Source organism: Streptomyces sp. NPDC058145 (assembly GCF_042884245.1).
Classification (GTDB): domain Bacteria; phylum Actinomycetota; class Actinomycetes; order Streptomycetales; family Streptomycetaceae; genus Streptomyces.
In genome coordinates this window covers 1-22457 of the sequence record NZ_JBHVUH010000009.1, presented here as the reverse complement: position 1 = coordinate 22457, position 22457 = coordinate 1, and the positions used below count along the sequence as shown (strand labels likewise).

Annotated in this window: 23 protein-coding genes and 1 riboswitch; of the genes, 14 read left to right on the top strand and 9 right to left on the bottom strand. The window is 72.4% G+C overall.

Going from position 1 to position 22457, the window contains the following annotated elements; translation table 11 throughout:
• Nucleotides 1–60 precede the first annotated feature (60 nt).
• From ACFVVO_RS21060 to ACFVVO_RS21040, 5 genes are all read left to right on the top strand, one after another.
• Complete coding sequence (locus ACFVVO_RS21060; RefSeq protein ID WP_390056926.1) at nucleotides 61–909, top strand: ATP-binding cassette domain-containing protein; 849 nt, start codon at nucleotides 61–63, stop codon at nucleotides 907–909.
• Nucleotides 881–2965 (top strand): YhgE/Pip family protein, encoded by a 2085-nt coding sequence (locus tag ACFVVO_RS21055; protein WP_390056924.1) that lies wholly within the window; start codon nucleotides 881–883, stop codon nucleotides 2963–2965. Before ACFVVO_RS21060 ends, ACFVVO_RS21055 begins: the two co-directional genes overlap by 29 nt.
• Nucleotides 2966–3012: 47 nt before the next feature.
• Nucleotides 3013–3642: a TetR/AcrR family transcriptional regulator gene (locus tag ACFVVO_RS21050; RefSeq protein ID WP_143636475.1), complete on the top strand. Its 630-nt coding sequence runs from the start codon at nucleotides 3013–3015 to the stop codon at nucleotides 3640–3642.
• A gap of 370 nt (nucleotides 3643–4012) precedes the next feature.
• A complete protein-coding gene (locus ACFVVO_RS21045; RefSeq protein ID WP_390056923.1) occupies nucleotides 4013–4627 on the top strand; it encodes a DUF4126 domain-containing protein in 615 nt (204 codons plus the stop codon).
• A gap of 57 nt (nucleotides 4628–4684) precedes the next feature.
• Nucleotides 4685–6199: a phytoene desaturase family protein gene (locus tag ACFVVO_RS21040; RefSeq protein ID WP_390056921.1), complete on the top strand. Its 1515-nt coding sequence runs from the start codon at nucleotides 4685–4687 to the stop codon at nucleotides 6197–6199.
• Nucleotides 6200–6214: 15 nt separating this feature from the next.
• Here ACFVVO_RS21040 and ACFVVO_RS21035 read toward each other — a convergent pair whose 3' ends face one another.
• From ACFVVO_RS21035 to ACFVVO_RS21010, 6 genes are all read right to left on the bottom strand, one after another.
• Nucleotides 6215–7108, bottom strand: a complete 894-nt coding sequence (locus tag ACFVVO_RS21035) for a hypothetical protein (protein ID WP_390056919.1) — start codon at nucleotides 7106–7108, stop codon at nucleotides 6215–6217.
• Nucleotides 7109–7164: 56 nt separating this feature from the next.
• On the bottom strand, nucleotides 7165–8088 hold the full coding sequence (gene metF / locus ACFVVO_RS21030) for a methylenetetrahydrofolate reductase [NAD(P)H] (RefSeq protein WP_390056917.1): 924 nt from the start codon (nucleotides 8086–8088) through the stop codon (nucleotides 7165–7167).
• Between the two features lie 135 nt (nucleotides 8089–8223).
• A complete protein-coding gene (thiE, locus tag ACFVVO_RS21025) occupies nucleotides 8224–8871 on the bottom strand; it encodes a thiamine phosphate synthase (RefSeq protein WP_390056916.1) in 648 nt (215 codons plus the stop codon).
• A 91-nt stretch (nucleotides 8872–8962) separates the two neighbouring features.
• Nucleotides 8963–9328, bottom strand: a complete 366-nt coding sequence (locus ACFVVO_RS21020; RefSeq protein WP_390056914.1) for an Rv2175c family DNA-binding protein — start codon at nucleotides 9326–9328, stop codon at nucleotides 8963–8965.
• A gap of 67 nt (nucleotides 9329–9395) precedes the next feature.
• Nucleotides 9396–10625, bottom strand: a complete 1230-nt coding sequence (locus tag ACFVVO_RS21015) for an NAD(P)/FAD-dependent oxidoreductase (RefSeq protein WP_390056912.1) — start codon at nucleotides 10623–10625, stop codon at nucleotides 9396–9398.
• 32 nt (nucleotides 10626–10657) lie between these two features.
• Nucleotides 10658–11062 carry a hypothetical protein gene (locus ACFVVO_RS21010; protein ID WP_390056910.1) on the bottom strand — a complete coding sequence of 135 codons (405 nt, stop codon included), beginning with the start codon at nucleotides 11060–11062 and terminating at the stop codon, nucleotides 10658–10660.
• A gap of 52 nt (nucleotides 11063–11114) precedes the next feature.
• Nucleotides 11115–11226, top strand: a riboswitch (TPP riboswitch).
• Here ACFVVO_RS21010 and thiO point away from each other — a divergent pair.
• The 6 genes from thiO (at nucleotide 11224) to ACFVVO_RS20980 (ending at nucleotide 17021) form a co-directional block, all read left to right on the top strand.
• On the top strand, nucleotides 11224–12384 hold the full coding sequence (gene thiO, locus ACFVVO_RS21005) for a glycine oxidase ThiO (protein ID WP_390056908.1): 1161 nt from the start codon (nucleotides 11224–11226) through the stop codon (nucleotides 12382–12384). (Overlaps the previous riboswitch by 3 nt.)
• 2 nt (nucleotides 12385–12386) lie before the next feature.
• Entirely contained in the window at nucleotides 12387–12587 is a 201-nt protein-coding gene (gene thiS / locus ACFVVO_RS21000) for a sulfur carrier protein ThiS (RefSeq protein WP_390057402.1), read from the top strand.
• Between the two features lie 2 nt (nucleotides 12588–12589).
• Complete coding sequence (locus tag ACFVVO_RS20995) at nucleotides 12590–13417, top strand: thiazole synthase (protein WP_390056907.1); 828 nt, start codon at nucleotides 12590–12592, stop codon at nucleotides 13415–13417.
• A 100-nt stretch (nucleotides 13418–13517) separates the two neighbouring features.
• Nucleotides 13518–15443 carry a Stk1 family PASTA domain-containing Ser/Thr kinase gene (gene pknB, locus ACFVVO_RS20990; RefSeq protein ID WP_390056905.1) on the top strand — a complete coding sequence of 642 codons (1926 nt, stop codon included), beginning with the start codon at nucleotides 13518–13520 and terminating at the stop codon, nucleotides 15441–15443.
• A gap of 65 nt (nucleotides 15444–15508) precedes the next feature.
• Nucleotides 15509–16411: a deoxyribonuclease IV gene (locus tag ACFVVO_RS20985; RefSeq protein ID WP_390056904.1), complete on the top strand. Its 903-nt coding sequence runs from the start codon at nucleotides 15509–15511 to the stop codon at nucleotides 16409–16411.
• Between the two features lie 76 nt (nucleotides 16412–16487).
• Nucleotides 16488–17021 carry a DUF4396 domain-containing protein gene (locus tag ACFVVO_RS20980; protein WP_390056903.1) on the top strand — a complete coding sequence of 178 codons (534 nt, stop codon included), beginning with the start codon at nucleotides 16488–16490 and terminating at the stop codon, nucleotides 17019–17021.
• Nucleotides 17022–17040: 19 nt separating this feature from the next.
• On the opposite strand, the gene ACFVVO_RS20975 is transcribed toward ACFVVO_RS20980, so the two are convergent.
• Entirely contained in the window at nucleotides 17041–17673 is a 633-nt protein-coding gene (locus tag ACFVVO_RS20975; RefSeq protein WP_390056901.1) for a sulfite oxidase-like oxidoreductase, read from the bottom strand.
• A gap of 307 nt (nucleotides 17674–17980) precedes the next feature.
• Here ACFVVO_RS20975 and bfr point away from each other — a divergent pair, with 307 nt between their 5' ends.
• Nucleotides 17981–18499 (top strand): bacterioferritin, encoded by a 519-nt coding sequence (gene bfr, locus ACFVVO_RS20970; RefSeq protein WP_390056900.1) that lies wholly within the window; start codon nucleotides 17981–17983, stop codon nucleotides 18497–18499.
• Between the two features lie 31 nt (nucleotides 18500–18530).
• Here the strand turns inward: bfr and ACFVVO_RS20965 are convergent, their stop codons facing one another.
• Together ACFVVO_RS20965 and ACFVVO_RS20960 are read right to left on the bottom strand one after the other, a co-directional pair.
• Complete coding sequence (locus ACFVVO_RS20965) at nucleotides 18531–18755, bottom strand: bacterioferritin-associated ferredoxin (protein WP_390056898.1); 225 nt, start codon at nucleotides 18753–18755, stop codon at nucleotides 18531–18533.
• A gap of 137 nt (nucleotides 18756–18892) precedes the next feature.
• On the bottom strand, nucleotides 18893–20245 hold the full coding sequence (locus ACFVVO_RS20960) for a class II 3-deoxy-7-phosphoheptulonate synthase (RefSeq protein WP_390056897.1): 1353 nt from the start codon (nucleotides 20243–20245) through the stop codon (nucleotides 18893–18895).
• A 105-nt stretch (nucleotides 20246–20350) separates the two neighbouring features.
• Here ACFVVO_RS20960 and ACFVVO_RS20955 point away from each other — a divergent pair, with 105 nt between their 5' ends.
• Both ACFVVO_RS20955 and ACFVVO_RS20950 read left to right on the top strand, forming a co-directional pair.
• Complete coding sequence (locus tag ACFVVO_RS20955) at nucleotides 20351–20407, top strand: trp operon leader peptide (protein WP_115913573.1); 57 nt, start codon at nucleotides 20351–20353, stop codon at nucleotides 20405–20407.
• Between the two features lie 105 nt (nucleotides 20408–20512).
• On the top strand, nucleotides 20513–22417 hold the full coding sequence (locus tag ACFVVO_RS20950) for an anthranilate synthase family protein (protein WP_390056895.1): 1905 nt from the start codon (nucleotides 20513–20515) through the stop codon (nucleotides 22415–22417).
• The last annotated feature ends 40 nt before the right edge of the window (nucleotides 22418–22457 follow it).

Here is a 22457-nt window from a genome sequence, read left to right as displayed (position 1 = left end):
TCGGGAGTACTTTTGTACTGACCAGTCAGTGCAAAAACAAACCAGGCAAGGGGGAGGCTTGTGGACGGCGCGCACCTCACCGCCGAGGGCCTCGGGCTCAAGGGACCACGAGGGTGGGTCTTCCGGGACATCACGCTCGACGCGGAGCCCGGCTCGCTGATCGCGATCGAAGGACCGTCCGGCTCCGGCCGCACGTGTCTGCTGCTCGCGCTCACCGGACGGATGAAACCCACCGAGGGAGTGGCCGCGGTGGCCGGCTTCAAACTCCCCCGGCACCTGGCCGCCGTGCGCCGGGTCGGCGCCGTGGCCAACGTGGCCGGTGTCACCGACCTGGAGCCGGCCCTGACCGTCGGGGAGCACCTGCGCGAACGGGCCCTGCTGCAGCACCGGTTCGGCGACTCCGTGCGGGAGGTGCTGCGGCCCCGCCGGGACCGCACCCACGAGGCCCGGCTGCGCGTCGACGCGGCCCTGGCCGCCGCCGGACTCGATCTGGAGACGCTTCCCAAGGGTTCCCGGACGGCCGTGCGGGACCTGGAGCGGCCGGCCGAACTGCGGCTGTCCATCGCTCTGGCCCTGCTCGGCCGGCCGCGGCTGCTCGGCGTGGACGACATCGACATGAAGCTCTCGGACGCCGAGCGCGAGGGGATCTGGGATCTGCTGCGGTCCCTCACGCGCGCGGGCACGACGGTGGTGGCCGTGTGCCGCACCGCACCCGCGGGCTGCCTCACCGTCTCCACCGGGCCGGCCGGGAAGACCGAAGGCGACAGCGGGCCCGGGCCGGCCGGTGACAGCACCCCGACGACCGGGAACGAAAGCCCGGAACCGGGTGACGACGTCACCCCGGGCACCGACGACGACAACGACCGGAAGGAGCAGGCGGATGCGCACGCCCAGGCTGGCCGCGCTTGAGCTGAGGCGCTTCGGACGGGGGAAGCTGCCGCGCGCCGCCCTGGTCGCGCTGCTCGTGCTGCCCCTGCTGTACGGCGCCCTGTACCTGTGGTCCTTCTGGGACCCCTACGGCCGTCTGGACCGTATTCCGGTGGCCCTGGTGAACGACGACAAGGGCGCCACGGCGGGCGGCAAGAAGGTCACCGCCGGCGACGACCTCGTGGCCGGGCTGCGCGACAGCCGGACCTTCGAGTGGCACGAGGTGAGCGACGCCGAGGCCCGCCGGGGCGTCGAGGACGGCACCTACTACCTGTCGCTGACCATGCCCGCCGACTTCAGCGGCCGGATCGCGTCCAGCTCCGGCGACTCCCCCGGGACGAGCGCGCTCAGGGTGCGCACCAACGACGCGAACAACTACATCGTCGGCCAGATCTCCAAAACCGTCTTCAACGAGGTCCGCTCGGCCGCGTCCACCAAGGCGTCCCGGACCTTCCTGGACCGGATCTTCATCTCCTTCTCCGACATCCACGGCAAGACCGTGACGGCCGCCAAGGGCGCCGACCGCCTCAACGGCGGCATCGGCAAGGCGGAGAAGGGCTCCAAGGACCTCGCGGCCGGTCTGAAGGACGCCAAGAGCGGCAGCGGCAAGCTGGCCAAGGGGCTGAAGAAGCTCAACTCGGGCGCGGGCAGGCTGGAGGACGGTTCCCAGGGGGTCGCGGACGGCACCCAGACCCTCGCGAACGACGTCAACGGCGTCTACAAGCAGGCCGGTCCGTTCCTGAAGGACAACGAGAAGACCATCGGGGACACCGCCCGGCTGGTCGCCGACTCGGCCAAGACCGTCCGGCACAACCTGGAGGTCATGGTGAGGCTTGCACCGGGCGCCGCCAAGACGGCCCACGCCTCCTCCGCCGTGCTGGACGAGGTCTACCACGCGCGCTGCGAGAAGGCGGTGATTCCCGACCCGGCCTGCCCGGACCTGAAGAAGGCCAGGCAGGCGGCGGCCGACGTGGCCACCGTCGCCGACGACCTCAACACCCTGATCGCCGACCAGGACGGCGACCTGAAGACGATGCGGGACAACCTCGGCACGCTCCAGAAGCAGGCCCAGGCCCTCGCCGCGCGCGCCCCGCACCTCTACGAGGACGTCGACGACGCCGTCAAGAAGATCAACGAGCTGAACGACGGCGCGGCCGAGGTCGCCGCCGGCGCCAAGAAGCTGCACGCCGGAATCGGTACCGCCGGCACCGGGGCGGCGAAGCTCGACAAGGGCATCGGCACCGCCGAGTCGGGCGCCCAGACCCTCAGCGGCGGCATGTACAAGCTGGTCGACGGCTCCGGCAAGCTGGCCGGCGGTCTGCACGACGGCGCGAAGAAGATCCCCGACTACGACAAGCAGGACCGCGACCAGCGCACCGGCGTGATGGCCGACCCGGTCCAGCTCGCCTCCCACGACCTGCACAAGGCGCCCAACTACGGCACCGGTTTCGCCCCGTACTTCATCCCGCTGTCCCTGTGGGTCGGCGCGATGGTGGCGTACATGCTGATCCCGCCGCTCAACCGGCGTGCCCTGGCGGCCGGTTCGCCGGCCTGGCGGATCGCGCTGGCCGGCTGGCTGCCGGTGGTCGCGGTGGGCGTGCTGCAGACGGCCGCGCTGATGGCCGTGCTGCACTGGGCGATCGGACTGCAGATGGCGCGGGCGGCCGGCACGGTCGGGTTCCTGTTCCTGGTGGCGGCGTGCTTCGCGGCGATCGTGCAGTGGCTGAACGCCCGCTTCGGCGCGGCGGGCCGGATCCTGGTGCTGGCGCTGCTGATGCTCCAGCTCACCTCGGCGGGCGGCACCTACCCCGTCCAGACCAGCCCGGGATTCTTCAACGCCATCCACCCGTTCCTGCCGATGAGCTACATCGTGGAGGCCCTGCGCCGGCTGATCACGGGTGGCGGGCTCGGCCCGGTCTGGCAGGCGTGCGGCGTGCTGACCGCCTTCACCGCGGGCGCCGTCGCGCTGACCGCCCTCGCGGCCCGGCGCCGCCAGGTGTGGACGCTGGACCGGCTGCACCCGGAACTGAGCCTGTGATCCCCGGGGCGTCCCCGCACACGCGCGTACCTGTGACAATCGGGGCCATGGAAAGCAGCAGCGCCACGTCCGGCGGCAGCACGCGCCGCGAGGCCACCCGGCAGAAGCTCTACGAGGCCGCCGTCACGCTCATCGCCGAGCAGGGCTTCTCCGCCACCACCGTGGACGAGATCGCCGAGCGGGCCGGGGTCGCGAAGGGCACGGTCTACTACAACTTCGCGAGCAAGTCGGTCCTCTTCGAGGAGCTGCTGCGGCACGGCGTGGGCCTGCTCACCGCCTCCCTCAGGGAGGCGGCCGAGCGGACCGCGGCGGAGGGCGGCGGCAAGGTGGACGCCCTGGACGCCATGGTCCGCGCGGGCCTGGTCTTCATAGACCGCTACCCGGCCTTCACCCAGCTCTACGTGGCCGAGCTGTGGCGTACCAACCGCGCCTGGCAGTCCACGCTGATGGTGGTCCGGCAGGAGGCCGTCGCCGTCGTGGAGGGGGTGCTGCGCGAGGGCGTGGCGGCCGGTGAGTTCAGCGATGAGATCGACGTCCAGCTGACGGCGGCCGCGCTGGTCGGCATGGTGCTGGTGGCCGCCCTGGACTGGAAGTCCTTCCAGCCGGAGCGCTCCCTGGACGACGTCCACGCGGCCCTGTCCCGGCTGCTCCAGGGACGGGTCAGCGGAAAGGGCTGACGCACCGGGAGCACGGAGAAGGCGCCGGCCCTTGCGGTACCGGCGCCTTCCCACTCCCCCGTACTTCCCGTACTCCCCCGTGCTCCCCCGTACGGTTCTCCCCCGATGGTCCCCGCGGTGGTCCGCCGCGGGTCCCCCGTGCCTCGCTCCCGCCGACGGATCGGCGGAAGGAGCGGCCAGGGCGCGGGCGCCGTTCCGCCGCCCCGTGCCGGCGGTACCGGTCCGCGCCCCCTGCCGTGTCTCCACTCTCCCGTCCCCGACCGTCGCGGCCCATCCGTGCGCGTACTCATCTGACCGTCTGAGTACGGATACTCAATGCCCCGTGCGCGTGCCCGGGACGGCGGCCCGCCGGATGGCTACGATCCCTTGCGTGTCCGTACTCCCTCTGGTCTTCACCAGCGGCTGGGCCAGCGGCATCAACGCCTACGCGGTGGTGCTGCTGCTCGGCCTGTTCGGCGTGACGGGGGTGAGCGACGACGTCCCGCAGACGTTGCAGCGGCCCGAGGTGCTGATCGTGGCGGGCGTGCTGTTCCTGTGCGAGGCGGTCGCCGACAAGATCCCGTACGTCGACTCGGTGTGGGACAGCGCGCACACCGTCGTACGGCCGCTCGCGGGCGCCTGGGTCGGGGCGCTGCTCGCCGGGCAGAGCGGTTCGGTGTCGGACGTGGCGGCCGGGCTGCTCGGCGGCTCGACGGCGCTGGCCAGCCACAGCGTGAAGGCCGGCACCCGGATGGCGGTCAACACCTCACCGGAGCCGTTCAGCAACTTCGTGCTGAGCACCGCCGAGGACCTGGGCGTCGCCGGCATCGTGTCGTTCGCGATGTTCCACCCCGAGGCGGCCGCGATCATCGCGGCGGTGCTGCTGGCCGCCGGGCTGGTCGTGCTGGTGTTCCTCGTCTCCCGCATCCGGCGCTTCCTGCGGCGCCGGGCGCAGCGGCGGGAGGAACGGCGGCTGGCCTCCCGGGTGCCCGGGCCGCCGGGCTGACCCGATCCGGACCGCCCGTCGGCGGGACTGTCGGTGGCGGTGGATAAAGTCACGGTCATGGCACGGATTGCGGTGATCGGCGCCGGGATGGGCGCGATGGCGGCCGCTGCCCGGCTGGCCGTCGCGGGCCACCGGGTGGCGGTGTACGAGCGTACTGAGACGTATGGCGGAGCGGTGCGCCGCTTCGAGCGGGACGGGTTCGCCTTCGACACCGGGCCGGGGCTGCTGCCGCTGCCCGCCGTGTACCGCGATCTGTTCGTCAAGACCGGCAAGGAGTCGCTGGAGGACGTCGTCGAGCTGGTCCAGGTCGACCCGTCCGCGCGGCACGTCTTCGCGGACGGCACCGAGGTGGCCCTGCCGAACGCCTCCCGCGCTGGGGTGGTCGCGGCCCTGGACGAGGCGCTGGGCGCGGGGGCCGGGCAGCGTTGGGGGGACTTCCTGGTGCGGGCCCGGGAGGCCTGGGACCGCACCCGCCGGCCGCTGCTGGAGGAGCCGCTGTGGCCGAACTGGCAGGTGCTGGCCGAGCGTGAGCCCTATCCGTCGGTGCCGCACAAGCGGCTGCTCCGCACCCGCCGGGCGGGCACCCTGGCCGAGATCGGAGCCTGGGAGCTGCGCGACGAGCGTCTGGCGGCCCTCCTGGAGAGCCATGTGCTCGGATACGGCCTCGATCCCCGGACCGCTCCGGCGAGCGCGGCCGTGCTGCCGTACATGGAGCACGCCTTCGGCACCTGGTACGTACGCGGGGGCATCCGGGAGTTGGCGCGCGCGGTGTACGAGCGGTGCCTGCGGCGGAGAGTCGAGTTCAGCTTCGGCGCCGAGGTGACCGGGATCCTGGAGAAGGACGGCCGGGCGGCGGGGGTGGAGCTGGCCGACGGTTCGGTGGCCGAGGCGGACCATGTGGTGGCGAACGTGGACCCGGCGCGGCTGCGGGTCCTGACGGGACATCGGCTGGACGCGGACGGGGACGTGCGGGCCGATGATCCGGTCCTGCCCCGGCCCGGACGCTTCACGGCCATGCTGGCCCTGCGGGGCGGGCGCGAGTCCGGAGCCGTCCACCGCACGATCGTCCACGCACCGGACGCCGAGAGCGAGCTGGACTTCCTGGCCTCGCCCGGCGGCGACCGGCCGGTGTGTCCCACGGTGACCGTGCTGCGCCCGGACGACCCCGCGCTCGGACCGGACGGCGCGCACGAGTCCGTGGTGGTGTCCGCCGTGGTGTCGGCCGAGGCCGCCTGGACGGACGAGGGCACGGTCCGGTGCTACACGGACTTCCTGGTCGAAGCCGCCGAGCGCGTGGTGCCCGGGCTGCGGGAGCGCCTGCTGTGGCACGAGGTACGCACACCCGTGCACACGGAGGAGGAGACGGGCGCCCGGTTCGGGGCCGTGCCCGCTCCCGCACTCGCCGCGGGCCGGGGCCGTTTCCTGTACCCGGCGAACACCACGCGTCTGCCCGGGCTGTACCGAGTGGGCGGCTGGTCCCACCCCGGCGGCGGGCTGCCGCACGCCGGCATGTCGGGGGCGCTGGTGGCCGGGCTGATCGTGGAGGGGCCCGGGTTCCGCGGCTCCCAGTGAGCCGGGAGCCGGGCGTCAGAAGCGGTACTGCTCGTCGTACCCGGCTCCGGGCTGCTGCTGCCCGTTGTCCTGGTACGGGTACGGCTGCTCCTGCGGGAGTTCGCCGCCGTAGCTGTCGTCGCTGCGCTGCTGCGGGACCCAGACCCCGCCGGCCGGGGTCTCGCCGTAGCCGCCGGTGGCATACGGCTCCTGGCCGTAGCCCTGCTGGCCGTACTGCTGCTGGCCGTAGCCGGCGTCGTAGGCGGTGCCGCCGTAGCCCTGGCTGCCGACGTACGGGTCGGAGTAGTTGGCGTAGCCCTGCTGGCCGCCGGTGTCGTAGCCGTAGTTCTGCTGACCGTAGCCCGAGTAGTCGTAGGCGTAGTTCTGGTCGGCGCCCTGGGGCTGGGCCGCGGCCGCGTAGGCGGTGTCGCCGTAGACGCCGTAGGAGCCGGTGTCGTCCGGGAGCGGCTGGGGCTCGTAGACGGCGGTGGCCTCGGCGGCGGACGGCTCGGCGGAGCGGGCCGGGGTGAAGACGTCGTCGCGGTCGTAGTCGTCGCCGTAGCCGGCGTCGTCATGGCCCTCGCCGGCCTCCAGGTCGGAGACCTCCAGCGTCGAGTCATGGCGCTCCGCCCTGCCGCGACGGCGCTTGCTGCCGTCGCTCTCCGCCTCGTCCTCGGGACGCTTGACCGCCCAGCCGGCGGCGAAGCCGCGGCGGAAGGACAGCGTGACGTAGGTCTGGCCGAGCGCGAAGGCGATCGCGCCCGCGCCGATGACGACGACCGAAGGCATCAGCACACCGACGACGACGCCGAGGAAGCCGGCGAAGGCGAGCAGCCGCCAGCGCAACCGCGCCTTGTACTGCAGCAGCACCTCGCCGAGCAACCACAGTGCGACGACGCCGAACGCGATGTAGAGGACCGTCCAGCCCATGTACGCCCCTCTCCCAGTGGCCGCTACGCAGTGTGTCGTATCGCGGTGCGGCCGGTCTAGGCCTGCGGGGGGTGGTGCAGGCCCAGGTTCTCGTAGATTTCCAGAGTCGCCGTGGAGTTGTTGAGCGTGATGAAGTGCAGTCCGGGCACTCCTTCGGCCAGCAGCCGTGCGCAGAACTCCGTGGCGAACTCGATACCGATGGAGCGTACCGCCGCCGGATCGTCCTTCGCTGTGAGGATGCGCTCTTTCAGGGCGCCCGGGAACAGCGCGGTGCTGAGCTTGGGCACCCGCTCCAGCATCTTCACGCTGGTGACCGGCAGGATCTCGGGGATCACGGGTGTCTCGCAACCCGCGGCCTCGACCCGGTCGCGCAGCCGCAGATACGACTCCGGCTGGAAGAACATCTGTGTGATGGCGTAGTCGGCGCCCGCGCGGCACTTGTCGACGAAGTGCCGGACGTCGGCGTCCCAGTCGGCGGAGCGCGGATGCATCTCGGGGAACGCGGCGACGCCCACGCAGAAGTCGCCCGACTCCTTGATGAGTCGCACGAGTTCGGCCGCGTACTCCAGACCCTGGGGGTGCGGGACCCACTCGCCCATCGGATCGCCGGGCGGGTCGCCGCGCACGGCGAGCATGTTGCGGATGCCGGCGTCCGCGTACTGGCCGATGATGTTGCGCAGCTCGGCGATGGAGTGGTCGACCGCGGTGAGGTGGGCGACCGGTGTGAGCGTCGTGTCGACGACGATCTGCTCGGTCTCCCGGACCGTGGTCGTGCGGGTGGTGCCGCCGGCACCGTAGGTGACGGACACGAAGTCCGGCGCCATCGCCTCGACCCTGCGCAGCGCGTTCCACAGGTTCCGCTCGCCCTGGGGCGTCTTCGGCGCGTAGAACTCGAACGAGTACGTCGTCTTGCCGGTGGCGAGGATGTCGCGCACGGTGCGTGCGCGATCAGTCCTGGTGGATGCGGTTCCGAGGGCCATACCCGCAGGTTAGTCAGGGGTGGGCGGTACCCCAACCGAACGCCGGTCATTTGCCCGATTTGCCGCTTCCTCGTCCACTCCTTGGACAGAAATCCGGACAGGGCCCGCCCCGGGCCGTACCCGTCCGCGGCGCCCCTACCGCTGCCGCAGCCGCTTTGCGAACCGCGCCGCGGCGTCACCAGGGTCGTCGGCCTCGGTGATCGCGCGGACCACGACCACCCGGCGGGCGCCCGCGTCCAGCACCTGCTCCAGGTTGCCGTGGTCGATGCCGCCGATGGCGAACCAGGGGCGCTCGGTGCCCAGGCCCGCGGTGTACCGCACCAGGCCGAGGCCCGGGGCGGGCCGGCCGGGCTTGGTCGGGGTGGGCCAGCACGGGCCGGTGCAGAAGTAGTCCACGCCCTGCTGGACGGCGGCCGCCGCGGCCTCGGACTCGGTGTGCGTGGAGCGGCCGATCAGCACGCCGTCACCGAGGACGGCGCGGGCGGCGGGCACGGGGAGATCGCCCTGCCCCAGGTGGAGCACGTCGGCGCGGGCGGCGTGGGCGACGTCGGCCCGGTCGTTGACCGCGAGCAGCTTGCCGTGCCGGGCGCAGGCGTCGGCGAGAACCTGGAGGTGCTCCAGCTCCTCGGCGGCCTCCATGCCCTTGTCGCGCAGCTGCACGATGTCGACACCGCCCGCCAGGACCGCGTCCAGGAACTCGGCGAGGTCGCCCTGCCGTCCGCGGGCGTCCGTGCAGAGGTACAGGCGGGCGTCGGCGAGTCGGTCGCGGGCGGTGTCGGACATGAGTGGGGTCCCCCCGGGTCGGCGTCCATGGGCGTGCGAGCGGGTGGCGTACGGACCGGGGCCGGTACGCCACCGCGCGGTGCGGGTCGGTTCAGAAGGCGAGCGCCTGGGCGCGCCGCTTCACCTCCGTGCCGCGATTCTCGCTCAGGGCCTGCGCGGGGGTGCCGGGCAGGGTCGGGTCGGGGGTGAAGAGCCACTCGATCATTTCTTCGACCGTGAAGCCGTCGTCACGCAGGAGCGTCAGGGTCCCGGACAGGCCCTTGACGACCTTGTCCCCGTCGATGAAGGCGGCGGGAACGTGCAGCGCCCGGTTCTCACCTCGGCGTACGGCGATGAGCTGGCCCTCCTTGATCAGCTGCCGCACACGCGTCACCTCGACATCGAACTGTTCGGCGATGTCGGGGAGGGTGAGCCAGCCGGGGACGAGTGCATCGATCTTTGCGTCAATCTCGGTCACGGGATCTAGCCTGCCATCCGCCACTGACAGTCGGAAGCCAGGCCGGTCCGCGTGGGGGGACACCCCGCTAGTCGAGGGTGGCGTTCTTCAGGGGCCTCGCCGGGTCGGCCAGGGCCTCGGGGTCCATGCGGCGGCCCGCCTCGATCAGCCGCCGGCCCTGGGCCAGGTCGCGGGGCCGGCCCACGGCCAGCAGGGCCACCAGCCGGTCCTCGCGCAGCCAGCAGACGGACCAGGCCGGGCCCTCCGGCCGGCCGCGCCACACCATGCGGTCGGCGGCGGCGTGGTGACCCGCGTACTGGACGAACCGGCCGAACTGCTCCGACCAGAAGTACGGCACCGGGTCGTAGACCGCGGGGATCTCGCCGAGGATGTTCGCGGCGACCGTGCGCGGCCCCTGCAGGGCGTTGTCCCAGTGGTGGACCAGCAGCCGGGCGCCGTAGCGGGCGGACGGGAAGGAGGCGCAGTCGCCGACGGCGTACACGTCCTCGGCGGAGGCGCGCAACCGGTCGTCGGCCAGGACCTCGCCGTGCGCGCCCAGCTCGATACCGGAGCCGGCCAGCCAGGCGGTGGCGGGGCGGGCGCCGATGCCGACCACGACGGCGTCCGCGGGCAGCCGGGTGCCGTCGTCGAGCAGCACCGCGCCGGGCTCCACGCGCTCCACGCGCGCGTCGGTGCGCAGTTCGGCGCCGCTGTCGGCGTACCAGGAGGTCATGGGTGCGGCGACCTCGGCGGGCAGCGCGCCGGCGAGCGGCCGGCCGGCGGCCTCCACGACGGTCACGGCGCAGCCGGCCTCGCGGGCGGCGGTGGCGAACTCGGCGCCGATCCAGCCGGCGCCGACGACCACGATGTCGTGCTGCCGGGCCAGCACCGGCCGCAGCCGTTCGGCGTCGTCCAGGGTGCGCAGCAGATGCACGCCGGGCACGCCCTCGGTGCCGGGCAGCGTGATCGGTTCGGCGCCGGTGGCGAGGACCAGGACGTCGTACGGCACGGGACCGGCCTCGGTGTCCAGCTCGTGGTCGGCGGGGCGCACGCCCAGCGCCTCGCAGCCGAGCCTGAGTTCGATGCCGAGGGACTCGAAGTCCACGTCGAAGGCGGAGCCCTCGGCCGTGCCGAGGAGTACGGCCTTGGACAGCGGCGGCCGGTCGTAGGGCTGGTGGGGCTCGGCGCCGATCAGGGTGACGGTGCCCGTGAAGCCCTGTTCCCGCAGGGCCACCGCGGTCTGCACCCCGGCCATGCCCGCGCCGGCGACCACCACGCGCCGCCGCGGCGTGCCCTGCTGTGCTGTCTGCTCGCTCACCCGATCACCTTAGACAACTGACGGAACGTCAGTCAGTGGGCGTGCTCGGTGACCTGCTCCACAACGCTGGTCCCGGCGCCCGCTTGCGACTCCCACTCCCAGGTCTCCTCCAGCCGCACCCGCCCGTCGGGCAGTTCCACGACCGCCGACACGCAGTGTCCCGAGGAGGTGGTCCCGTCCCGCTTGAGCTGCACGTACCGGAAGTCCAGCCGGTCACCCTCCCGGGTGCCGACCAGGTGGCCGCGCACCACGTCGCCGCCCGCGTACTCGGCCCAGATCTCGCCGTCCTGCTCGTGGTAGGCGAAGCGGGTGCGCGTACCCACCTGACCCGGGGCCTGGTCCGCCACCGGGGCGAGGACGAGCCCGTCGAGAGATCTGCAGGGCGGGGCGCAGCCCCTCCCTCGAGGTCGGTGGGGGGAGACGGGCGGGCGGGCCATGGGGCGGGGCTCCTTACGAGGTCGGGGCGCCGAGGGCTAGGGTGGCCACGGTACAAGCACTCGCGGGAGCCCGGACGCACCGGGCTGAGAGGGAGGCTGGCGGCCTCCGACCGTACGAACCTGATCCGGGTCATGCCGGCGAAGGGAGGGGCTGGACGCCCATGCCGTCACGTACGTCCGACGTCCTCGTCATCGGGGGCGGGATCATCGGCCTGGTCACGGCCTGGCGCGCCGCGCAGCGCGGGCTCGCCACGGCCGTGGTGGACCCCGAGCCCGGCGGCGGGGCCGCGCGGGTCGCGGCGGGAATGCTGGCCGCGGTCACCGAACTGCACTACGGCGAGGAGAGGCTGCTCGCCCTCAACCTGGAATCGGCCCGCCGCTACCCGGACTTCGCGGCCGAGCTGACCGAACTGACGGGTCGTGACCTGGGTTACCGGCGCTGCGGCACGCTCGCCGTGGCGCTCGACTCGGACGACCGCGCCCATCTGCGGGAGCTGCACGCCCTGCAGCGGCGCTCGGGGCTCGACTCCGTGTGGCTGTCGGGGCGGGAGTGCCGGCGCCTCGAACCCATGCTCGCGCCCGGGGTGCGGGGCGGGCTGCGGGTCGACGGCGACCACCAGATCGACCCACGACGGCTGGCGTCCGCCCTGGTGGAGGCGTGCGAACGGGCCGGGGTGGTGTTCCACCGCTGCTGGGCCGAGCGGCTCGACGTCGCCGGGGGCCGGGCCGCCGGGGTCACCGCCGCGGACGGCACCCGGCTGGGCGCGGGACGGGTGGTGCTCGCCGGGGGCAGCCTCAGCGGGCGTCTCGCGGGCGTCCCGGACGATCTGCTGCCCCCGGTGCGGCCGGTGAAGGGGCAGGTGCTGCGGCTGACCGTGCCCCGGCGGTACGCGCCGTTCCTGAGCCGCACCGTGCGGGCCGTGGTGCGCGGCAGCCAGGTCTACCTGGTGCCCCGGGAGAACGGCGAGCTGGTCGTCGGCGCGACCAGCGAGGAGCTGGGCTGGGACACCACGGTGACCGCGGGGGGCGTGTACGAGCTGCTGCGCGACGCCCATGAGCTGGTGCCCGGGATCACCGAGCTGCCCCTCACCGAGACCCGGGCCGGTCTGCGCCCCGGCTCCCCCGACAACGCCCCGCTGCTCGGCCCGTCCGGGCTCGACGGGCTGCTGCTGGCCACCGGGCACTACCGCAACGGTGTGCTGCTCACGCCGGTCACCGGGGACGTCATGGCCGAGCTGCTGGCCGGCGGCGAGCTGCCGGAGGCGGCCCGTCCGTTCACCCCGGAGCGCTTCGGCGCCGTACTCGTGGAGCAGCCCGCATGAGCATCTGTGTCTCGGTCAACGGCGAACGCCGGGAGATCGCCCCGGGCACCGCGCTGGACGCGCTGGTGAAGACCCTGACCGCGGCGCCCTCCGGGGTGGCCGCGGCCGTCAACGAGACCGTCGTACCGCGCGCGCGGTGGGCGGCCACCGCGCTCCTCGACGGCGACCGTGTCGAGGTACTCACCGCCGTCCAGGGAGGCTGACCATGACCGACGATCCCTTCGTGGTGGGCGGGGTGCCCTTCGGGTCCCGGCTGATCATGGGCACCGGCGGCGCGCCCAGCCTGGACGTGCTGGAGCGCGCGCTGGTCGCCTCCGGCACTGAGCTGACCACGGTGGCGATGCGGCGGGTCGATCCCGGGGTGCACGGCTCGGTGCTGTCGGTGCTGGAGAAGCTGGGCATCCGGGTGCTGCCGAACACCGCGGGCTGCTTCACCGCCGGGGAGGCCGTGCTGACGGCCCGGATGGCACGCGAGGCGCTGGGCACCGACCTGGTGAAGCTGGAGGTCATCGCCGACGAGCGCACCCTGCTGCCGGACCCGGTGGAGCTGCTGGACGCGGCGGAGACGCTGGTGGACGACGGGTTCACGGTGCTGCCGTACACCAACGACGATCCCGTGCTGGCGCGGAAGCTGGAGGACGTGGGCTGTGCGGCGGTGATGCCGCTGGGCTCCCCGATCGGCTCCGGGCTCGGGATCCGCAACCCGCACAACTTCCAGCTCATCGTGGAACACGCGCGCGTGCCGGTGATCCTGGACGCGGGCGCCGGTACGGCCTCGGACGTCGCCCTGGCGATGGAGCTGGGCTGCGCCGGTGTGATGCTCGCCTCCGCCGTGACCCGGGCCCAGCGGCCCGAGACGATGGCCGCGGCGATGAGGCACGCGGTGGAGGCGGGGCGGCTGGCCCGGCTGGCGGGCCGGATCCCGCGCCGGCACTTCGCCGAGGCCTCCTCCCCCACCGGGGGCCGCGCCGACCTGGACCCCGAGCGGCCCGCGTTCCGGGCCGGTCGTCAAACTCCCGTCGACCGCCCGTAGGGCGTGGTTCCCCCCGGGGACAGTCACAGGTCTGCTGCAGTCCGTCACCGGAACGGCGCAGCGTGCGGCGGTGTCCGTCGGTCCTCGTACACTCGCCTGCGTGGATACGACCCTTCAGGACCCGCTCGTCGGGCAGGTGCTCGACGGACGCTATCGCGTCGACGCGCGGATCGCCGTCGGCGGGATGGCCACGGTCTACCGGGCCCTGGACACCCGCCTGGACCGCGTGCTCGCGCTCAAGGTGATGCACCCGGCCCTGGCGGCCGACGGGGCGTTCGTGGACCGGTTCATCCGCGAGGCCAAGTCGGTCGCCCGGCTCGCCCACCCCAACGTGGTGCAGGTCTTCGACCAGGGCACCGACGCGTCGTACGTGTATCTGGCGATGGAGTACGTCGCCGGGTGCACGCTGCGGGACGTGCTGCGCGAGCGGGGGGCGCTGCAGCCCCGGGCGGCGCTGGACATCCTGGAGCCGGTGCTGGCCGCGCTCGGCGCCGCGCACCGGGCCGGGTTCGTGCACCGGGACATGAAGCCCGAGAACGTGCTGATAGGCGACGACGGGCGGGTCAAGGTCGCCGACTTCGGGCTGGTGCGGTCGGTGGACACGGTGACCAGCACCACCGGCGCCGTCCTCGGGACCGTGTCGTATCTCGCCCCCGAGCAGATGGAGCAGGGCACCGCCGACCCGCGCGTCGACGTGTACGCCTGCGGTGTCGTCCTCTACGAGATGCTGACCGGCGGCAAGCCGCACTCCGGGGACTCCCCCGCGCAGATTCTGTACAAGCACATCCACGAGGACGTGCCGCCGCCCTCCGCGCTCGTGCCGGGGCTGCCGCCGGACCTGGACGTGCTGGTCGCCTCGGCCACCGCGCGCACCCCGGACCTCCGGCCGGACGACGCCGCGGCGCTGCTCGGCCAGGTGCTGCGGGCCCGTGCCGGGCTCAGCGCCGGTCAGCTGGACGCCGTGCCGCCGCAGGCGCTGTCCGCGGAGCACGACAACGCCGGGGACCGTACGAGCGTGATCCCGCGCTCGCTGACCGTGCCCCGGCCGCTGCCCGTCAACGAGGACGAGGGTCCGATGGACGTCCAGCACACCAGCCGGCTGCAGAGCCCGCCGGTGCCCGAACGGCGGGCGCCGCTCCGGCCGGGACGCCGGCTCGCCGCCCTCGTCGCCGCCGTGCTGGTGGTCCTCGGCGTGGGCGCGGGGGTCTGGTACATCAACTCCGGGCAGTTCACCAAGGTCCCGCCGCTGCTGGCCAAGACCGAGGAGCAGGCGACGGCGCGGCTGAAGTCGTCCGGGCTCCACGTCAAGGAGATCAAGCGCGAGTACAACGACACGGTCGGCAGCGGCACGGTCATCAGCTCCGATCCGACGGCCGGGTCCCGCATCCGGGGCAACGGCTCCGTGAGCCTCGTCATCTCCCGGGGCCCGGAGATCGTGAAGGTGCCCGACCTGCGCGGGGTGCCGCTGGCCGAGGCGCGCTCGCGGCTGAGGTCGGCCGGGCTGGAGCCGGGCATGGTCAACCGTGCCTTCAGCGACGGCGTGGATCGGGGCTCGGTGATCAGCACCGACCCGGAGCCGGGCATCAAGCGGCACGCGGGCTCGGCGATCGCGCTCCTGGTCAGCAAGGGCAACCCGGTCGACGTGCCGGACGTCTCCGGCGAGGACCCGGACAGCGCCCGGCAGGACCTGGAGGACGCGGGGCTGAAGGTGAGGATCTCCGCGCAGCAGGTCAACTCCGAGTACGACAAGGGCCAGGTGGCCCGGCAGACCCCGAAGGCCGACAGCCAGGCCGCCGAGGGCGACACGGTGACGCTGACCCTGTCCAAGGGCCCGGAGATGGTGAGGGTGCCGGACGTGGTCGGGTCGAGTGTGGACGACGCCACGCAGCGTCTGGAGGCCGCCGGTTTCCAGGTGAGCAAGGACCGGGGCCTGCTCGGGCTGTTCGGCGACACCGTGAAGGAGCAGTCGGTGGACGCGGGCGAGAAGGCGCCCAAGGGGTCGACGATCACGATCACCATCCGCTGACCCGGTGAGCGGGGTCACCGGGGACCGCGGCCCGGCGGCGGCGGACGTCATGACACCCTGAACGGGTGACATCTCAGCCGTCCCGTGCCGCCGCCCCGCCCCTCTCCGGCCCCGCCCGCAACCCGATCGGCGGTCACGTTCCGGTGGCCGGCGGTCTGCACTCGGTGGGGCTGTCCTACGCCCGCGAACTGAAGGCCGAGACCGTGCAGGTCTTCGTCGCCAACCCGCGCGGCTGGGCCACACCGGCCGGGAACCCGCGGCAGGACGAGGCGTTCCGCGAGGCGTGCGCCGCGCAGTCGGTCCCGGCGTATGTGCACGCCCCCTATCTGATCAACTTCGGCTCGCACACCGAGGCGACCGTGGAGCGCTCGGCGGAGTCGCTCAGGCACTCGCTGCGGCGCGGGCGTGAGATAGGGGCGCTGGGCGTGGTGGTGCACACCGGCAGCGCGACCGGCGGGCGGACGCGCGAGGTGGCGCTGAAGCAGGTACGCGCCCACCTGCTGCCGCTGCTGGACGAGCTGACCCACGACGACGACCCGTTCCTGCTGCTGGAGTCGACCGCTGGGCAGGGCGCCTCGCTGTGCTCGCGCACCTGGGACTTCGGGCCGTACTTCGAGGCGCTGGACGCCCATCCGAAGCTCGGCGTCTGCCTGGACACCTGTCACATCTTCGCCGCCGGGCACGACCTGACCGGCCCCAGCGGCATGCACCAGACCCTCGATCTGCTGGTCGGCACCGTCGGCGAGGGCCGGCTGAAGCTGATCCACGCCAACGACTCCAAGGACGTGGCCGGCGCGCACAAGGACCGGCACGAGAACATCGGCGCCGGTCACATCGGCGAGGACCCGTTCCGCGCGCTGATGAACCACCCGGCGACGGCGGGCGTGCCGCTCGTCATCGAGACTCCCGGCGGCAAGGAAGGGCACTCGGCGGACGTGGAGAGGCTGAAGAAACTCCGGGATTCCTGAGCCTGAGCGGAATACCCCTAGGGGGTATGTGGTTCTCCTGGTCGCAGGAACCGTCCGTTCGGCATTGGGGGACCCCATGGAGCACACGGCACACACCGGGCACCGCCAGCAGCACGGCCAGGGCCACGACCACGAATCCGGGCACGACCACGGATCCGTCCACGGCCACGGCCCGGCAAGCTGGACGATGGCCGCGCAGGCCACCCTGCACTGCCTCACCGGCTGCGCCATCGGCGAGGTGCTCGGCATGGTCATCGGTACCGCGGCCGGCTGGGGGAACCTGCCGACCACGCTGCTGGCGATCGTCCTGGCCTTCTTCTTCGGCTACTCGCTCACCATGCGCGGGGTTCTCCGGGCCGGTGTCGACCTGCGGACCGCGATCCGCGTGGCCCTGGCCGCCGACACCCTGTCCATCGCCGTGATGGAGCTGATCGACAACGGGGTGATCCTGGTCTGGCCGGCCGCGATGGACGCCACGCTCGCCGACTCGCTGTTCTGGATCTCGCTGGCCGCCTCGCTGGTGATCGCCTTCGTCGTGACCACCCCGGTCAACAAGTGGACGATCGGGCGGGGCAAGGGGCACGCCGTGGTGCACCAGTACCACCACTGACCCGGCACGGACGCCAGGATCAGAGCTCGGGACCCTCCCCGGGCTCCTCCTGGTAGGAGTAGCGCTGCTCCTTCCAGGGATCGCCGATGTTGTGGTAGCCGCGCTCCTCCCAGAAGCCGCGGCGGTCGGCGGTCATGTACTCCACGCCCCGGACCCACTTGGGGCCCTTCCAGGCGTAGAGGTGAGGGACGATCAGGCGGACCGGGAAGCCGTGTTCGGCGGTGAGGAGTTCGCCGTCCTTGTGGGTGGCGAAGATCGTGCGGTCGGAGGCGAAGTCCGCGAGCCGCAGGTTGGAGCTGAACCCGTACTCCGCCCACACCATCACATGGGTGACGTCCGCGGCGGGCGGGGCGAGGTCCAGCACCGCGCGGGCCGGGACGCCGCCCCACTCCGCGCCGGTCATGCTGTACTTCGTCACGCAGTGCAGATCGGCCACCACGGTGGTGTAGGGCAGCGCGGTGAACTCCTCGTGGTCCCAGGTGCGCTTGTCGCCGTCGGCGGTGGCGCCGAAGACCCGGAACTCCCAGCGCTCGGGCCGGAACTTCGGCACCGGACCGTAGTGCGTGACCGGCCAGCCACGCTGCGGCCGCTGCCCCGGCGGAAGCTCGGACCCTGCCGCTTCTCCAGACGCTCGCTCCACCGGATGACCCATGTATCCATCCTGACAGACCTCGGGCAGTGCCCTTGACCACCCGCCCTCAGGTCGGACAAATGCTCTCAAAACGCCACTTACATAATTAGTACGCACTTACTGGACGATCTTCTCGGCCGGTGAAATCATGCGGCGCTAGGTCGTGTCCGCGAAGTCGCGTCGTTCGCCCGCAGGGCGGGGGTCGCGGCGTGACTGTGCGGACACGACCTAGCGCCTGTCGTCACGTTCCCGTCGCCCGAAGGAGCGGACGGGAACGTGACGACGGGCCCTGGCGACCTGGTTCGACCATCTGAAGGAGTCCATCGCGATGCAGGGCGACCCCGAGGTCATCGAACTGCTCAACGAGCAGCTGACCGCCGAGCTGACCGCGATCAACCAGTACTTCCTGCACGCCAAGCTGCAGGACCACAAGGGATGGACGAAGCTCGCCCAGTACACCCGGGCCGAGTCGTTCGACGAGATGCGGCACGCGGAGGTCCTCACCGACCGCATCCTGCTGCTGGACGGCCTGCCGAACTACCAGCGGCTCTTCCATGTGCAGGTCGGGCAGACGGTTGCCGAGATGCTCCGGGCCGACCGGCAGATCGAGGTCGAGGCCATCGACCGGCTGCGCCGCGGCGTCCAGCTCATGCGCGAGAAGGACGACATCACGTCGGCGAACATCTTCGAGGCGATCCTGGCCGACGAGGAGCACCACATCGACTACCTGGACACCCAGCTGGAACTCGTGGACAAGCTCGGTGAGGCGCTGTACCTGTCGACCGTGATCGAGCAGAGCCAGCCCGACCCGTCCGGACCGGGCACCGGCGGCTTCTCCACGCGCTGAGCCGCCGCGGAGGGCGGCACCGGGCGGGGTGTCAGGCGGCGTCGTCCAGCCGGTCGAGGGCCGGGGCGCGCCGGTCGATCAGTTCCCGGCGGGGGCAGGCGCCCCGGCCGAGCAGCGCCTGGATGCGCCGTACGCAGCCGCCGCAGTCCGTGCCCGCCTTGCAGGCGGAGGCTATCTGGCGGGGGGTGCCGGCACCGTCCTCCGCGTGCTGCTTGACCTGGGCCTCGGTGACGCCGAAGCAGCTGCAGACATACACGCGGATTCACCTCCAGACGGGATCGCCGTTGTCATGCCATCCCGTTTCCCGGTGAGGCAAACCTAACCTTACCCATCGCGTGGAGAGCGCAAAAGTACGTGGGGCGCGGATCCGGTGTGATCCGCGCCCCAGATCACTCACTGGTCCCGGTACATCTCCGCGACGAGGAACGCCAGGTCGAGGGACTGGCTGCGGTTCAGGCGCGGGTCGCAGGCCGTCTCGTAGCGCTGGTGCAGGTCGTCGACGAAGATCTCGTCGCCGCCGCCCACGCACTCGGTGACGTCGTCGCCGGTCAGCTCCACGTGAATGCCGCCCGGGTGGGTGCCGAGCCCCTTGTGGACCTCGAAGAAGCCCTTCACCTCGTCGAGCACGTCGTCGAAGCGGCGGGTCTTGTGGCCGGAGGCCGCCTCGAAGGTGTTGCCGTGCATCGGGTCGGTCACCCAGGCCACCGTGGCGCCGGACGCCGTGACCTTCTCGACCAGCTCGGGGAGCCGGTCGCGGACCTTGTCGGCGCCCATGCGGACGATGAAGGTCAGCCGCCCCGGCTCCCGCTCGGGGTCGAGGCGGTCGATGTACCGCAGCGCCTCCTCGGCCGTGGTGGTCGGGCCGAGCTTGATGCCGATCGGGTTGCGGATGCGCGAGGCGAACTCGATGTGCGCGCCGTCCAGCTGCCGGGTGCGCTCACCGATCCACACCATGTGCCCGGAGACGTCGTACAGCCTGCCGGTGCGGGAGTCGACCCGGGTCAGGGCGGACTCGTAGTCCAGCAGCAGCGCCTCGTGCGAGGAGAAGAACTCGACGGTCTTGAACTCCTCCGGGTCGGTGCCGCAGGCCCGCATGAAGTTCAGCGCGCTGTCGATCTCCCGCGCCAGCTGCTCGTAGCGCTGCCCGGACGGGGAGGACTTCACGAAGTCCTGGTTCCAGGCGTGCACCTGGCGCAGGTCGGCGTAGCCGCCGGTGGTGAAGGCGCGCACCAGGTTCAGCGTGGAGGCCGAAGCGTTGTACATGCGCTTCAGCCGCTCGGGGTCCGGGACGCGGGCTTCCTCGGTGAAGTCGAAGCCGTTGACGGAGTCGCCGCGGTAGGTCGGCAGCGTCAGGCCGTCCCGGGTCTCGGTCGGCTTGGAGCGCGGCTTGGAGTACTGGCCGGCGATCCGGCCCACCTTGACCACCGGCACGGAGGCCGCGTAGGTCAGGACGGCACCCATCTGGAGCAGCGTCTTGAGCTTGTTGCGGATGTGGTCGGCGGACACCGCGTCGAAGGCCTCGGCGCAGTCGCCGCCCTGGAGGAGGAACGCCTCTCCCTTGGCGACGGCCGCCATCCGGGCGCGCAGCTGGTCGCACTCGCCCGCGAAGACGAGCGGCGGATACGACTCGAGGTCCGCGATCACTGCGCGCAGAGCCTCGGTGTCGGGGTACTCGGGCTGCTGCGCCGCGGGCAGGTCTCGCCAGGTGTTGCCAGCGCTCGCGCTGGTCTTAGCGTTCACGGTCACCCCTCAAACATTACGGGGTCGTGTCGCATCCTCTTCGTCCGGCTCGAAGGATGAGACGGACTGATTGCCCCGTGGACACCGGGCCGGTGCGGTAGGGTTCCCGGCATGTTCGCGCTTTCGATCCAGAACTGGTGGTGGACCGCTCATCCGGCGGCCCACTGACTGCGCGTACGCAAGACTTCGCGAAGGCCGCCCGAGGGGCGGCCTTCGGCGTTTCCCGGGGCCGTTCCTCTCCGTCGGACAGACGACCGAGAAGGAGCCCCACCCGTGAACCTGCAGGACCTGTTGTCCGATCCCCGTCCCTTCGCCCTGCTCCGCCGGCGCACCCCGGGCCGGGACGAGCACCCGGTGGAGCTGCTGCTCGGCCCCGTCACGGCCCGGGACAAGCTGGCCGACCTGCCCGACGAGGGCCTGGCGCTCGTCCCGTTCCGGCAGATCCGCGAGCGCGGCTTCGACGTCCGGGACGACGGCACCCCGCTGCTGGTGCTGACCCCCGAGGAGTCGTACGAGATCCCGCTCACCGAGGCCCTGCGATCGCTGCCCGGCCATGAGGTGCGGGTCGAGGGCGGGGGCTTCGACATCGGCGACGAGGAGTACGGCGAGATCGTCGGGCGGGTGCTGCGCGAGGAGATCGGCCGGGGCGAGGGCGCGAACTTCGTGATCCGGCGGACGTACGAGGGCGATATCCCCGGCTTCGGGCGGGCGGACGCGCTGGCGTTGTTCCGGCGCCTGCTGGAGGGCGAGCGGGGCGCGTACTGGACGTTCCTGGTGCACACCCCGGAGCGCACGCTGGTCGGTGCCAGTCCCGAGGTGCACGTACGGATGTCGGGTGGAAGGGACGAACGCGAAGCGCCCTCGGCCGAGGGCGGTGGTGGGAGACGGGTGGGCACCGTCGTGATGAACCCGATCAGCGGGACGTACCGCTATCCGGCCGGGGGGCCGACGCCGGAGCATCTGCTGGCCTTCCTCGCCGACGGCAAGGAGATCGAGGAGCTGTCCATGGTCGTCGACGAGGAACTGAAGATGATGTGCACCGTCGGCGACATGGGCGGGGTGGTCGTCGGGCCGCGCCTGAAGGAGATGGCGCACCTCGCGCACACCGAGTACGAGCTGCGCGGGAAGTCCTCCCTGGACGCGCGGGAGGTGCTGCGGGAGACCATGTTCGCGGCCACGGTCACCGGGTCGCCGGTGCAGAACGCGTGCCGGGTGATCGAACGGCACGAGGCCGGCGGGCGCGGCTACTACGCGGGCGCGCTGGCCCTGCTCGGGCGGGACTCCGGCGGCGCCCAGACGCTGGACTCCCCCATCCTGATCCGCACCGCCGACATCGCCGCCGGCGGCCGGCTGCGCGTCCCGGTCGGCGCGACGCTGGTACGCGGCTCGGATCCGGCCGGCGAGGTGGCGGAGACGCACGCGAAGGCGGCGGGAGTGCTCGCGGCCCTCGGGGTACGGCCGTCCGCGCCGCGCACGGAGCACAGGCGCCCCCGGCTGGCCGACGACCCCCGGGTGCGGGCCGCGCTGGACGGGCGCCGGGCCTCCCTCGCCCCGTTCTGGCTGCGGATGCAGGAGCGTTCCGAGGCCCTCGCGGGGCATGCGCTCGTCGTCGACGGCGAGGACACCTTCACGGCGATGCTGGCGCACGTGCTGCGCTCCGGCGGGCTGGAGGTGACCGTCCGGCGCTACGACGAGCCGGGGCTGCGGCAGGCCGTGCTCGCGCACCGGGGTCCGGTGGTGCTGGGGCCGGGTCCGGGCGACCCGTCCGACCCGGCCGACCCGAAGATGCGCCTCCTGCGGGACCTGGCCGCCGCCGTGCTCGGGGAGCACCGGTACGGCGTGCTCGGGGTCTGCCTGGGCCATGAGCTGATCGCGGCGGAGCTGGGTCTTGAGATCGTCCGCAAGGAGGTCCCGTACCAGGGGGCGCAGACCACGATCGACCTGTTCGGGCGGCCGGAGACGGTCGGCTTCTACAACAGCTTCACGGCCCGCTGCGACGACGAGGCCGCCCGGAAGCTGGCCGCGCACCACGTGGAGGTGAGCCGGGCGGAGAACGGGGAGGTGCACGCGGTACGGGGCCCGGGGTTCGCCGGGGTGCAGTTCCACCCGGAGTCGGTGCTGACCCTGAACGGGGCGGCGGTCGTGCGGGAGCTGATCGGCGAGCTGCGCGGGGCGTAAGGGACCGTGGCAGGGGCCCGGGGACCGCGGTCCCCGGGCC